Source organism: Streptomyces sp. SP18CS02 (assembly GCF_036322365.1).
Classification (GTDB): Bacteria; Actinomycetota; Actinomycetes; order Streptomycetales; family Streptomycetaceae; genus Streptomyces.
The window spans coordinates 1-12928 of sequence record NZ_JAQYXC010000297.1 but is presented as its reverse complement, the minus strand read 5'-3'; the positions used below and the strand labels follow the sequence as shown (position 1 = coordinate 12928).

The window sequence follows — 12928 nt, the reverse complement described above, 5'->3', positions numbered from 1 at the left end:
CCACGGCCCCGCAGACGATGCCGGACCGGCGGACCCCTCCGGCCCCACGGTCCCGGCTCCGCGGCCGGATCGGCCCGGCACTGGTTTATCTGTCCCTGGTCGCCGCCTCGCTGGTGGTACTGCTCCCGCTCGCCGTCGTCCTGCTGACCTCGCTGAAGACGGCGGAGGAGGTCACCGACGGTTCCGCGCTGTCACTTCCCGCCGACTGGCTGAACTTCGCCAACTACACGACGGCGTTCACCGACGGCAGGATGCTCACCGCCTTCGGGAACACCGCCTTCGTCCTGCTGTTCTCCATCACCGGCACGGTGATCATCGGCTCCATGACGGCCTACGCCATCGACCGCTTCCACTTCCGGGCCAAGAAGCTCGTCATGAGCCTCTTCCTGATCGCCACCCTCGTCCCGGGCGTCACCACTCAGGTGGCGACCTTCCAAGTGGTCAACAGCTTCGGCCTGTTCGACACCCGGTGGGCGCCGATCCTGCTGTACATGGGGACGGACATCGTCTCGATCTACATCTTCCTGCAGTTCATCCGAGGCATTCCGGTCTCCCTGGACGAGGCGGCCCGGCTGGACGGGGCGAACTCCTTCACGGTCTACCGCAAGATCATTTTCCCGCTGCTCAAGCCGGCCGTCGCCACCGTGGTCATCATCAAGGGGATCACCGTCTACAACGACTTCTACATCCCCTTCCTCTACATGCCGTCGCAGGAACTGGGCACGATCTCCACCGCCCTGTTCCGCTTCAAAGGCCCCTTCGGGGCCCACTGGGAGAACATCTCGGCGGGCGCGATCCTCGTCATCCTGCCCACTCTGGTCCTCTTCCTGTTCCTGCAGCGCTACATCTACAACGGCTTCGCCCAGGGCGCGACGAAGTAGCAGCGGAGCGACGACGTAGCCGCCCCGGCCACGACACTCCCCGCCCCGCCACCAGCGCACGGCCACGCCGCCCGGCGTACGGCCACGAGAAAGCCCGTGCACGGCCGCGCCACCGGATTCACACCGGCGGCGCGGCCTGCGCGTGTTCCCGCCCCCGCCCCCCCACTCCCCCGCACCTGCCCGGCCCCCGGCCCCGGCCGCCCGCGAGGCAGCCCTCCCGTCGTGCGGACGGCGCGACCGCACCGCCTCGAAGGCGGTCCCGCGGTACCGGCCGCCGTACGACCGCCTCCGGGCGACGGCCCCGGACGACGACGTCCGTGCGGCCGCCTCCGCACGACGACATCCGTACGGCAGCCTCCGCACGACGACATCCGTACGCCGGAGACCGAGGCGGCGGCGGCCGAGGCGGCGGACGGCGCGAGCGCTCCGCCCCGACGCCGGCGGAGTGCAGGGCCGAGGGCGCACGGCCGCGAGGCCCTACCGAAGGAGAACCGGACCCCCATGGCCACGTCGGAGAGCCCTCTCGACCACCGCTACCGCGGTGAGCACCCCGTCCGTACCCTGCGCTATCTCTTCCGCCCCGACCGGGCCCGCCTGGCGGGCTCGGTCGCCGTGTTCTTCGGCAAACACGCACCGGTGTGGCTGCTGCCGCCCGTCACGGCGAACATCATCGACGTCGTCGTGGAACAGCGGCCGATATCCGAACTGTGGTGGAACTGCGCGGTGATGCTGGTCGTCCTCGCGCTCAACCTCCCCCTGCACCTGCTGTACGTGCACTGGATGCACGGCTCGATCCGCCGCACCGGCCGTGACCTGCGCATGGCCCTGGTGCAGCGCATGCAGCAGCTCTCCATCGGCTTCCACGCCCGCACCAGTTCGTCCGTCCTGCACACCAAGGTCATCCGGGACGTGGAGACACTGGAGACCGGTGTGCAGCAGACGGCGGACAACGGGCTCACCGCCGCGGCCACCCTCACCGGCGGCCTGGCCGTCATCGCCGTGGTCACGCCCGCGTTCCTGCCGGTGTTCATCGTCCTCGTGCCGGCCTCCGCGCTCCTGGTGGTGGCGCTCCGCTCCCGGCTGCGGGAACGCAACGCCACCTTCCGCCGCTCGGTGGAGCGGCTGTCGTCGAGTGTCAGCGAGATGACCACGCTCATCCCGATCACCCGGGCCCATGGTCTGGAGGGCACCGCTCTGCGCCGGGTCGACCGGGACCTCGACACCGTGCTGCGGGAGGGGTCGCGTCTGGACCTGCTCAACGGACGGTTCGGCTCGCTGTCGTGGATGGTCCTCAACGCGCTGGGCATGGGATGCCTGGCAGGCGCGGCCCTGGTCGCCTACCACGGGTGGCTGGACGTCACACCCGGCGCGGTGGTCATGCTCAGCGCGTACTTCTCCGCTCTCACGGGCTCGGTGACCACCCTGCTGACGCTGGCACCGGTCATCGGCAAGGCGCTGGAGTCGGTACGGTCCGTCGGCGAGGTGCTCCAGGCACCGGATCTGGAGGAGAACGACGGGAAGGAGCAGGTCGACGAGGTGGCCGGCGAGTTCCGGTTCGAGAACGTCGGCCTCACCTACGACGACGGGGACCGGCCCGCCCTGGAGGGACTGGACCTCACGGTGCCGGCCGGGCAGACGGTCGCGCTGGTCGGCGGCTCGGGGGCCGGGAAGTCCACCGTGCTGAGTCTGGTACTCGGCTTCCACCGCGCGACGGGGGGCCGCATCCTGCTCGACGGCCGGGACCTGGGCGAGCTGGACCTGCGCAGCTACCGGCGGTTCGTGTCGGTGGTCCCGCAGGAGTCGATCCTCTTCGAGGGCAGCATCCGGGACAACGTCGCCTACGGGCTCCCGGACGTCGACGACGACGCCATCCGCCGGGCCCTCGCGGACGCGAACGCCTCGGAGTTCGTCGACCGGCTGCCCGACGGGCTGGACGCGGTGGTCGGAGAGCGCGGGGCCCGGCTGTCGGGCGGCCAGCGCCAGCGGCTGGCCATCGCGCGGGCGCTGATCCGCGACCCGCGCGTGCTGGTCCTGGACGAGGCGACGTCGGCTCTGGACGCCCACTCCGAGGCCCTGATCCAGCAGGCGCTGTCCCGCCTGGTGGCGGGCCGTACGGTGTTCATCGTGGCCCACCGCCTGTCCACCGTCAGGAACGCGGACCGCATCGTGGTGCTGGAGCGGGGCCTCCTCCAGGAGGCGGGCACGCACGCCGAGTTGCTGGCGCGCGGCGGGGCCTACGCGCGGCTTCAGCAGGCCCAGCTGACGTGAGGAGCCCGGCCGGACGGAGGCGGTCACCGGGCGGGGCCCGCCCGGTGCGTCCCACGCGGCGGATGGGACCCGCCCGTCGGCGTGGGCAGGGGCCGGTCGGCGGTGGCGGGGGCCCCGGCAGTGGCGGGCCCGTCGGCGGGGCGGGGGCCGGCCGGCATGGCCCCGGTCCTCGCGGCGGCGGGGCCCGGCCCACTCCCCCGCCGCCGCTTCGACCACCCGAGCCCCGCCCGCCGGGAACGGGGGCCGTCGCGCCCGAACTGCCCCGGCCCGGGTGATGGGCGGCGGACGACGGTCACGGCCTCGTCGCCGCGTGCGGTCGCCGCCCACCCGCCGGGTGCGGGGCCTCCGGTGTTCCCGCGCGGAGGCGGGACCGCGCCGCTACCCCGCGTAGGTCTCGAACTCGGCGACCTTCGGCGCACCGGTCGAGCCCGTGATCTCGAAGGTGATCTTGCGCAGGGAGGTCTTGGGGAAGGTGATGGCGCCCGCTCCGCTGCCGGAGGTCAGGACGGCGCCGGTGTCGCCGTTGACGACCCGCCAGGAGCCGATGCCGCCCGCGGATCCCGCGGCCTCCCGAATGATGATCGCGGACACGGCGGTGGCGGATCCCCACTTGATCGAGACGGAACCGGTCGAACCGGCCGGCGACCAGTACGTACCCAGGTTGCCGTCCCGTACGTTGCCGTAGCTCGTGCCGTCGGCCTTGCCGGAGCCGTCGGAGCCGGCGCCGATGCTGAGGTTGGTGCCACCGGGCTGGGTCGGTCCGGGCGTGGGGTCGGTGGGGGACGGGGTGGGATCGGTGGGGCTGGGGGTCGGGGTGGTCGGCGTCGGCGCCGGTGTCTGCGGGGTGCAGTTGCCGTCCGACACCTTCAGCCCCTTGCCGGCACCCGCCGTCTGGCTCACGACGGACGGCACGCAGCTCGCGTCGTCGAGGCTGTAGGAGTACGGGATGCCGACGGTGGTGTTGGACTTGGGGTCGGGGCCGGCGGGGTTGTTCTCGCTGCTCTTGGCGGACCAGGTCACGTTGTCGAAGGTATTGCCGCTGACCTGCCAGTAACCGGCCGCGTCGGTGTAGAAGGTGCCCAGGACGTCCTTCGAGTCCTTGAAGTAGTTGTTGTCCACCTTGGCGCGGGCACCGGCCCGGGAGTTGATGCCGGACTCGTTGAGCTTCACATAGTGGTTGTTGTAGATGTGGGCTATGCCGCCACGCAGCAGAGGTGCGCGGGAGTCGATGTTCTCGTACAGGTTGTGGTGGTACGTGATGAAGCCGTTGGAGAGCTCGGTCTCGCTGGAGCCGACGAGACCCCCGCGGCCGGAGTTGCGCAGGGTGCTGTAGGACAGGGTCACGTACTGGGTGTTGTCCTTCATGTCGAAGAGGCCGTCATACCCTTCCGACTCACCGCCCGACGCCTCAAGGCTGACGTGATCGACCCAGACATTGCGTACGTTGCTCTCCATCCCGATGGCGTCACCGCCGTTGGACGTGGGTGAGCCGGACTTCTTGACGTTCCGGACGGTCACGTTCTGGATGATGATGTTGCTCGACTCACGTATGTGAATGCCCAGTTGGTCGAAGACGGCTCCGCTGCCGACACCGACGATCGTGACGTTGCTGATCTGTTTGAGCTCGATCACACCGGCGGCGGTGTTGCAGCTGCCGCCCGACACCTTGGCGGTGTTGCCGTGGTTGATGGTCCCCTCGACCTCGATCGTGATCGGGGTGCCGGCACTGGCCCGGCCGCACAGGGCCGCGTGGATCGCCGTTCCCGTGGTGGCCCGCACGGTCTGCCCGCCGGCACCGCCGGTGGTCCCGCCGTTCTGGGACGCGTAGCCGGTGGCACCGGCGGCCGCCGCCGACGCCTCGGGCGCCGACAGAACCACCCCGGCCCCGGCCGCGATGGCGGCCGTGGCCAGCACCGCGCAGAGTCGCGGTGCGACTGCTCGTCGTCGTCTCATGTTCGTCTCCTCATTCGTCGTCGAATGCCGGATCTGCTGATGCCGGGTACTCGTCCGTACGGGGGCATAGCTGCCCGCCCGGCAGCAAGCGCTCTCTTGTCCGTCATGGATTCAGGCGGATCGCCATGTGCCCGTATCCCCGGGGTTCGTCGAGGCCGGCAGCGGGATCACCGCGACCGCGCCATCACCCCGCCCGGGGACCCCACCTGCCGGCCGCACCGCCGGGAACGACGGCACCACCTGCCCGACAGACCGCCTCCGCATGCCGCTTGACCGGCCATTTCCCTGATGTGCCGGCACTGCTGGACCACGAGGGACGACGTGATGCACTGCCCTCGCGGCTCCACCTGTCGCTCGATGGCCAGTCGGCACGACATGGCGAGAACTGACGCCGCACCGATGGCGACCCATACGCGCGAGGCCGCGGCGATACCGCGACGACCGCTTCCACCGGCACGACGCCTGTCCACTTCGAAAGCGCTTTCTGTGGGCGAGAATAGAGCGGCGCCGGTCAGACTGACAAGGTTCATGACACGTATGAACCGAGACTCCACCGCGCCTGCGGAGGGCGGCATCGCGGCGCCTCGCGCGTCCGGCACTCCGAACAGGCCCGCGTCGGCCTGCCCGGGTCCGCTCCGACCACCACGCTCGTCGTCGGCCACTGGAACCACCTCGGCTCGGGCCACAGCCCCGGCGCGGCGGCTGTCGATGGCCTCACCCTCGCCCGTCGGCCCCCGGAAGGCGGCACCGACGCTGGATCCGCCTTACGGTGCTCCAGGTGGTGGCCCGCCTCCAACCCAGCCACTCCGCCGTCTAGGCCCTGCCGCGCTCCGGCCAACTCACCTCGATCGGGGAGAGAGCGACCGGGACAAGTTCACCATCGTCGTACCCGGAGACCTCAACGTAGACAAACTTCCCGACCTGCTCCTGCGCGACAACGCCACAGGTGACGTGTACCGCTCCTACGGAACACCCGACCCCAACGGCAATCTGAATGCCGCTACATGGGGCAGGGCCGCCGGCCGTGTCAAGATCTCCACAGGCACGCACCCCCAGAGCCTCTACCCAGCCCTCGGGGCTTCCGGAGATCTCAACGGTGACAGCACTCCCGACCTCTGGGCACGAAAGAGCGACAACACTCTCCTCGGATGGCCCGGAAAGACGACCGGTACGGGACTCACCGGTCTTGGCGCCTCCTTCACCATAGAAGGCATCACCGGCGGTCTGCGCCTCGCACCCGGCAGCCGCATCAGCAGCGGGCAGAGCATCACGTCCACCACCGCGAAACTGACCACGAAGCCGGCTGGCAACCTCGTCATCACTTCGAGCGCAGGCAAGGAACTCTGGTCCAGCGGCGCTCCCTCCCCCGCACACGCCGACGCCACGGCCCTCGTGCACACCAACGGAGACATCGGCCTCTACGACAAGGGCGGCACATTCATCAAATCGGCCACCGGCATCGACAGCACCACACCCGGCATCACCGCCGAGGGAAGCGCGCAACTCCAGGACCGGGGCAGCCTCGTCGTCCACAACGCAAAGGGCCACTCCATCTGGTCCAGCGGCACCCAGATCCGGCACGACTACAACCGCGACGGCCGCAGCGACATCGGGGTCTGGTATGACCACGCCGACGGGAGCGACGCCACCTGGTCCTTCCTCACCAACACCGACGGAACCTTCAACAGGCCCACAAGATCATTCCAGGCACCAAGCGGCGGCTGGGACGTCACACGCGCACGATTCGCCACTGGGGACTTCAACGGCGACGGCTACGGCGACGCGGTGGTCCTCTACGTGAAGACCGACAACAGCACCCGCATGTGGACCCTGTCCGGCAAGAGCGACGGCGGATTCAACGAACCCATCGCAGGATGGGACGCCCCCGCGGGCAGCCTGAACCTTGCCGCCTCCACCATCCAAGCCGGAGACTTCAACGGCGACGGCCGCGACGACATCGCCCTGTGGTACGTCTACCCCGACACCCACGACCAGGTCATGCTCACCACCGCCATATCCACCCCCCATGACGCCTTCGGACCCCCCAACGACAAAGCACTCGTGGTCAATGGCAGCTGGGACCTCGCCAAGAGCCGTCTGGTCGTCGGCGACTACAACGGCGACGGGCTCGACGACCTCGCCGCCATGTACAACAACACAGACAACAGCATCACCATGTGGACCTGGACCATCAAACCCGACGGCTACTTCAACGCCGCCAAACCCGGCTGGACGGCGAACTCAAACGACTGGAACTTCGCCGCCACCCGCTTCCTCACCAGCTACACCAGCTGAAGGGCACGCTGCTCTCCTCCGGGCTGCTCCAGGGCCGCCCGGAGGAGGCGCTCCCGCGCACAGCGCGGACAGTCCGAACGCGTCTGCGCACAAAGAGAGACGCGGGCCACCCGGGGCCGCATCGGCACCCGGCAACCGCGAAGAGGTCGTTGCACCAAGCTCGGAATCATCACTCGAAGGTCGTGAGTGATCAGCAGCAGCTCGCCTCGGAAGGCGAGCGGGGAGGGAACAGAGCAATGGGTGAAATGCGGAACTTCGGATGCTCCTTGGCAGCTTGTGCGGCAGCCGTGGCGCTGGTCGTCTCGTTCGGACCCTGGTGGAAGGAAGACCCCGGGCCGCAGCTGACCGAGCTTCCGGAGAAACTGGCCAAGGACAGGACAACCATTCTGGTCGGCGACCCGGAGGCCCCCATTACGGTGACGGTCTTCGAGGATCCTCGCTGTGCCATGTCCCGTACGTTCGAGACCTCGGGCAGCGGGGCCTACCTCCGGGAGCTCGCCAAGAAACGCGAGATCAACATCGAGTACAAACTGGCCACGTTCATCGATGACAAACAGGGCGGCGGAGGCTCGAGAAAGGCGGTCGCCGCACTCAAAGCAGCTTTGGACCAGGAGAAGTTCACCGAATACCACGAACAGCTCTACGCCAACCAGCCACCAGAAGCCGTCGATGGCTACACAGAACCGTTCCTCCTCGACATAGGGAGCAAAGTGGTCGGCCTGCGCGGCTCCGCGTTCGACAAGGCCGTCAAGAACAGCGCCCACAGCGACTACACCGTCGCGGTTGATCAGTCCTACGAGGCCGCCGGATCACCCGCGACGCCCACCATCATGGTCAACGGCTCCGCCCTGCCTCCCGCGTTCGCTGACGCCATCTACGACAAGGACGACTTCGCCGGCGTCCTGCGCAGCTACACAGGCTGACCTCAAGCCGGCCACATAAGGGCCGGCGGAGGAAACGAGGACGTCCCTGTCATCCACTCCATGCGTGCCGGCGGCTTACGCTGTTCGGGCAGCGGAATCCGAGGATGCGGGCGCAGCCTCCCGCCCTCGTCCCTGCCGCCTGCTCGAACGGCGTGACCATCAGAGCGCCTGAGCATCGACCTCATGGGCCGGACGGTCCATGAGGAAGGACGGCAACTGGGGGCCGAGAGAGCCGGGCCGGCGCCTTTCCTGGTTGGTCTCGGCAGCCATCCGCACCAGTGACCCGCCTCGGCGCGAAGGGTTCGGGGAAGTGGGCCCCGCACGTGTGAAGGGCGGCACTGGCAGATTGCCGGCAACCCCATCTTGGCGGTCCACACGCAGCTCGTCGAGGCGGAGTCCGCAGCCGTGAAGCGCACATTGCCTAAGCGGCAGGCCGAGTTGCCCGGCCAGATCGCTGCAGTGTCCAGCGGCATGCCAGTCGAGCCGGGGAGTTCGGACACTGCTTGGGCTCTTCAGCAGCGAGGGCTGATCAAGCAGAGCCGGCACGGCGCGGTGGTGACGCCGGGCGGCCGGTACTTCCCCGAGCATGGCCAGCATCGCACGGAGGCCCAGGCGGAAGGCAGCGACCGGCAGCTGAGGCGGAGCGGGCGTGTTCGCCCAGCTCTTCGAGGTCGACGGCACCACCCTGACCAGGCCGTTCGCCACGTCCGGCTCCTTCTGGCCGAGCACAACCACAGCGTCCCTTCGTCGACAGCCAGGTTCCGCACGCCCGCCGACGTCACCGCGTTCGTCGCGAGTAGCATCTCCACCGAGCGCAAAGCAGTGTGTTGATTCCCTGCGAGCCCTAGGCTGACCGTATGACGACCATCACCGTCCGTGCGGCTGGCGATCCAGCCGCCGTCGAGGCGGAACTGCGGTCCCTCAGAGCCTGGTTGGAGGACGACCGGGCGGTACGGCGGCATGTCCGCAGCGAGGTGGGGAGCTCACTCGCTCCCGTGCCCGGGCACCAAGGCGACGGGATCGACATCCTCTCCCTCGTCCTGAGCAGCGGCCTCAGCGCCGCCTCGCTCGCCGCCGCCATCGCCTCCTGGCGGTCCACCCGCACGCCGTCGCCGACGCTCGTCGTGCAGCGGCCCGACGGCACCCGCGTCGAGATCAGCGGGCACAGTCAGGAGGAGGCGGAGAAGCTGATGCGCTCGCTCCTGAACGGCGGCGAGGACACGGGGGGTTCGGCGGCTTGACCGCGTTGCCCGACCCGGACGGGACCCGGGTCCTGCTGATCGGGGCGAGCGAGTTCACCTCCCTCGACGGCCTGCCGGCCGTGGCGGGCAATCTGGCCCTGCTCCGCGACCTGTTCACGGACCTGTGGAAACTGCCGCCCGGTCACGTCACCGTGGTCGCGAACCCCTCCATCCCCCGTGACGTGTCGCGGGCGGTCCAGGAGGCCGTCGACGCGGCCACCGACACCCTGCTCGTCTACTACGCGGGACACGGCCTGCTCGATCCCCGTACCGGAAAACTCCACCTGGCCACCGAGACGAGCGATCCCAGGTCGGTCCACGACACCGCCACGCCCTACGAATGGATCCGCTGGCCGGTCGAGAAGAGCCCGGCCATGCGCCGGATCGTCGTCCTGGACTGCTGCTACAGCGCACGGGCCTTCGGGGTCCAGTCGGCCGCCGCCGCCCTGGAGGTGGACGGCACCTACCTCCTTGCGGCCTCAGCCGAGACGGCCGTGGCACTCTCACCGCCGGGCGAGCCACTCACCGCCTTCACCGGCGAGCTGGTCACACTGATACAGGAGGGCGTGCCGGGTGGGCCCGAGTACCTGGACCTCGACACGCTCTTCACCCGGCTCCGTACGCGACTGGTCACCCGTGACCGCCCGGAGCCGCAGCGGCTGTGCCGTAACCAGCTCGGGCAGGCGCCCTTCATCCGCAACGCTGCCTACACCCCGCCGCCCGAGCCGACACTCGTCACCAGTCCGCCCCAGGCGCCGGAGCCCCTGCGGACCGACCAGGCCATCGCGGAGATCTACACGGCCCGCAGCCTGGCCGACACGCTCCAGGCCATCGCCGACGCGGCCGTCTCCGGATTCGGTTACGAGCTGGCCTGCGTCAACCTCGTCCGCCCCGACGGAGACCTCGTCGTCGCCGCCCTGGCGGGCAACCCCGCCGCCGAGGCACTGATCACCGGACGGGTCGGCTCCCGCGCCTCCTGGGACCGCCGGCTGCACATGGGCGAGGACTGGTCGGGGCTGCGCTTCATCCCGCACACGGAAGGCTGGGTGCTCGACGACGACGACGTACCTCAGTGGCACACCGAAGGCCCCCCGCCCGAGCACGACGACGAGTGGCACCCCGACGACCGGCTCTTCGCACCGATGTACTCGCCGCACGGCGAGCTGATCGGCGTGATATCCGTCGACCGCCCGAAGGACGGCTTCCGCCCGGGCGCCCAGGCCCGCGAGGCACTGCGCACGTACGCCTTCCACTCGGCCATAGCCATCAGCATGGCGCGTCTGCGAGCGAACATGCAGCGGGCGCTGGTGCGGCTGGAGCACGAGCAGACGGCCCTGCGCGCCAGCGAGGAGTCGTTCCGGCAGGCCTTCGAGTACGCACCGAACGGAGCCGCCATCGCGGAGATGGGGGGCGACAGCCACGGGCGGCTGCTGCGCGTCAACGACGCGCTGTGCCGCCTCCTCGGGTGGCCCCAGTCCATGCTGCGCCGCTACTCGTTCAGCGACCTCGTCCACCCCGAGGACATCGGCGTCCTGCTCCGTACCTCCGCCGAGGGCGGCAACGCCGAGCTGCGGCTCGCCCGCCGAGACGGCACGTACGTCTGGGTCTCGGTGTCCAACTCCGTCGTCGCCGACGCCGGCGACGGGCCCCGCTTCCTCCTCACCCATGTCATTGACGTGGACAAGCGGAAACAGCGCGAGTCCGAACTGGAGCGCCGGGCGACCCTCGACGAACTCACCGGCCTCTGCACGGAGTCGGAGTTACGGATCCGTCTGGCCCGCGCGTTGTGCGACACACCGGACGCGGCCCCCGGGGCGAACGATCCGTACGGCCTGGAACCGTACCCGCCCCACCGGCACCGGGACCTGCCGATCGGCCCGAACCCCACGCTCGCCGTGCTGCACCTCGGCGTCAACGGGCTCAAGCCGTACAACGCGCGCCACGGCCGGGCCGCCGGGGACGCCGCGCTCATGGAGATCGCCGGCCGGCTCCGCAGCGAACTGGACCGCGAGCGGGGTGACGGGGGCGACCGGGAGCCCGCGGTCCTCGCCCGGATCCGAGGGGACGAGTTCGTCGCCCTCATCCCGGATCTGGACAAGGCGCCCGCCGAGACGCTGGTGGCCCGACTGCACCAGGCCCTCCGTACCGGCCCCCTGGAGGCGACCGGCATCCTGTGCTGGGCGACCTGCGGCACCACCGCCGACCAGGTCCTGGGGCGCTCGGGAGAACTCCTCCACGGCAAGAAGCTCCTCCCCGGCCCCGCCCGGGCGTGACCCATGGCTCTCGTGACGGCCTGCAGGCCCTGTCACCTTGACCGTCTACAGACTGGAGCGTTTGCGAGGGGTCCATGGTTGTGCGGTCGGGATCCGCCCGAAGGCAGCCTCTGGCTCCGTGCTGCGCGGGTCGCTCTTCTGCACAACCTCCGAGTTGATCACGGTCTTCAGGTGATCGTGCTTCGGCGGGTTCTCGGAGGCGCCGCGCTGACCGGTGGCCGACCCGCTGCGATCAGTTGATCTTCCCGAATGGACAACCCGCGGAGAACGGATCCAGCGCCGGGCCGGGCCGTCGCCCGCTCGGCCTTCCAACGGCATCGAGCGCCGGGCACCCGTCCACCAGTGGCACTGCCCGCAGTACGCCCTCACTCAGCAGTCGTAGCTCTTGAGCGTCTTCGACGCACCGGTGGCCGACTTCAGGTAGTCGTTCTCCGACTTCAGGCTCTCGTTCTCCGCCGTCGACTCCGCCAACTGCGCGACCAGTCCGGCAGCCATGGACAGGAGCCCCTCGTGCTCTTCCTGGAGCCGCTTGTACTTCCAGGCGAGGACCCCGATGGTGGTGGCGGCCAGAACGCCGGCGCCGGCCTTGACCACGACGCCGGCTCTGCCGAACTTACCTCCGGCCGGCCCGGCACCGTCCTCGCCGATGCAGATATGGCCCGTCTGGTGCGAGTGCTGTTGGGCCTCGCCAAGATGGTCGCTTCGATACGAGCACGATCCGCATCGGTAATGGGTCACCAGTCGTTCCTCTCCTCCGGGGAGCTGAGCTTGCCACAGGTCACGTGCCTCCGGCGCCCACTTGGGCATCCTCCCCGTACACCCACCGACGCCGAGGGGAGGACGTGACGCACACCTGCACGGGTGTGTTCGCCCGCTGGTTGTGGGCTATGCGGTCAACCCTCTTAGGTGGGCTTGGCGCGCCACGGGGAGCTCGTTCATCCGGGAACGCCTCCCGCCCCAGGGCCCCAGCGCTCTACGCCCTACCGGACGTGCCGGCGTCTCGCCGGCCCGGGGCGGTGGGGGGGGGGGGGGGGGGGGGGGGGGGGGGGGGGGGGGGGGGGGGGGGGGGGGGGGGGGGGGGGGGGGGGGGGGGG

General features: G+C 69.8%; 9 protein-coding genes and 1 pseudogene. 7 read left to right on the top strand and 3 right to left on the bottom strand.

The features are described from left to right. The first annotated feature begins 17 nt into the window (after nt 1–17). Nucleotides 18–881, top strand: a complete 864-nt coding sequence (locus tag PUR26_RS28880; protein ID WP_329877212.1) for a carbohydrate ABC transporter permease — start codon at nt 18–20, stop codon at nt 879–881. 501 nt (nt 882–1382) lie between these two features. After that, nucleotides 1383–3149, top strand: a complete 1767-nt coding sequence (locus tag PUR26_RS28875) for an ABC transporter ATP-binding protein (RefSeq protein ID WP_329876777.1) — start codon at nt 1383–1385, stop codon at nt 3147–3149. Nucleotides 3150–3527: 378 nt separating this feature from the next. On the opposite strand, the gene PUR26_RS28870 is transcribed toward PUR26_RS28875, so the two are convergent. Next, nucleotides 3528–5102, bottom strand: a complete 1575-nt coding sequence (locus PUR26_RS28870; protein WP_329876775.1) for a pectate lyase family protein — start codon at nt 5100–5102, stop codon at nt 3528–3530. Between the two features lie 951 nt (nt 5103–6053). On the opposite strand from PUR26_RS28870, the gene PUR26_RS28865 reads away from it, so the two are divergent. Both PUR26_RS28865 and PUR26_RS28860 read left to right on the top strand, forming a co-directional pair. Continuing rightward, nucleotides 6054–7397 carry an FG-GAP-like repeat-containing protein gene (locus PUR26_RS28865; RefSeq protein ID WP_329876773.1) on the top strand — a complete coding sequence of 448 codons (1344 nt, stop codon included), beginning with the start codon at nt 6054–6056 and terminating at the stop codon, nt 7395–7397. A gap of 182 nt (nt 7398–7579) precedes the next feature. Further along, a complete protein-coding gene (locus PUR26_RS28860; RefSeq protein WP_329876771.1) occupies nt 7580–8320 on the top strand; it encodes a DsbA family protein in 741 nt (246 codons plus the stop codon). A 159-nt stretch (nt 8321–8479) separates the two neighbouring features. Here the strand turns inward: PUR26_RS28860 and PUR26_RS28855 are convergent, their stop codons facing one another. Beyond that, nucleotides 8480–9025 carry a hypothetical protein gene (locus PUR26_RS28855; protein WP_329876769.1) on the bottom strand — a complete coding sequence of 182 codons (546 nt, stop codon included), beginning with the start codon at nt 9023–9025 and terminating at the stop codon, nt 8480–8482. Nucleotides 9026–9177: 152 nt separating this feature from the next. Between PUR26_RS28855 and PUR26_RS28850 the strand changes: the two genes are divergently transcribed. The 3 genes and pseudogenes from PUR26_RS28850 to PUR26_RS28840 all read left to right on the top strand — a co-directional run bounded on the left by PUR26_RS28850 (nt 9178) and on the right by PUR26_RS28840 (nt 11834). Beyond that, a complete protein-coding gene (locus PUR26_RS28850; protein WP_329876767.1) occupies nt 9178–9561 on the top strand; it encodes an effector-associated constant component EACC1 in 384 nt (127 codons plus the stop codon). After that, a pseudogene (locus PUR26_RS28845) lies at nt 9558–10187 on the top strand (caspase family protein); the annotation flags it as partial. The gene PUR26_RS28850 and the pseudogene PUR26_RS28845, both read left to right, overlap by 4 nt. 138 nt (nt 10188–10325) lie before the next feature. Beyond that, nucleotides 10326–11834 (top strand): sensor domain-containing diguanylate cyclase, encoded by a 1509-nt coding sequence (locus tag PUR26_RS28840; RefSeq protein ID WP_329877210.1) that lies wholly within the window; start codon nt 10326–10328, stop codon nt 11832–11834. Nucleotides 11835–12203: 369 nt separating this feature from the next. On the opposite strand, the gene PUR26_RS28835 is transcribed toward PUR26_RS28840, so the two are convergent. Further along, entirely contained in the window at nt 12204–12572 is a 369-nt protein-coding gene (locus PUR26_RS28835) for a hypothetical protein (RefSeq protein ID WP_329876765.1), read from the bottom strand. Between the last annotated feature and the right edge of the window lie 356 nt (nt 12573–12928).

Excerpts from the sequence above, each read along its gene's own strand:
- PUR26_RS28880 (WP_329877212.1), top strand. The coding sequence starts at position 18 with ATGCCGGACCGGCGGACCCCTCCGGCCCCACGGTCCCGGCTCCGCGGC.
- PUR26_RS28870 (WP_329876775.1), bottom strand. The coding sequence starts at position 5,102 with ATGAGACGACGACGAGCAGTCGCACCGCGACTCTGCGCGGTGCTGGCC.
- PUR26_RS28850 (WP_329876767.1), top strand. The coding sequence starts at position 9,178 with ATGACGACCATCACCGTCCGTGCGGCTGGCGATCCAGCCGCCGTCGAG.
- PUR26_RS28875 (WP_329876777.1), top strand. The coding sequence starts at position 1,383 with ATGGCCACGTCGGAGAGCCCTCTCGACCACCGCTACCGCGGTGAGCAC.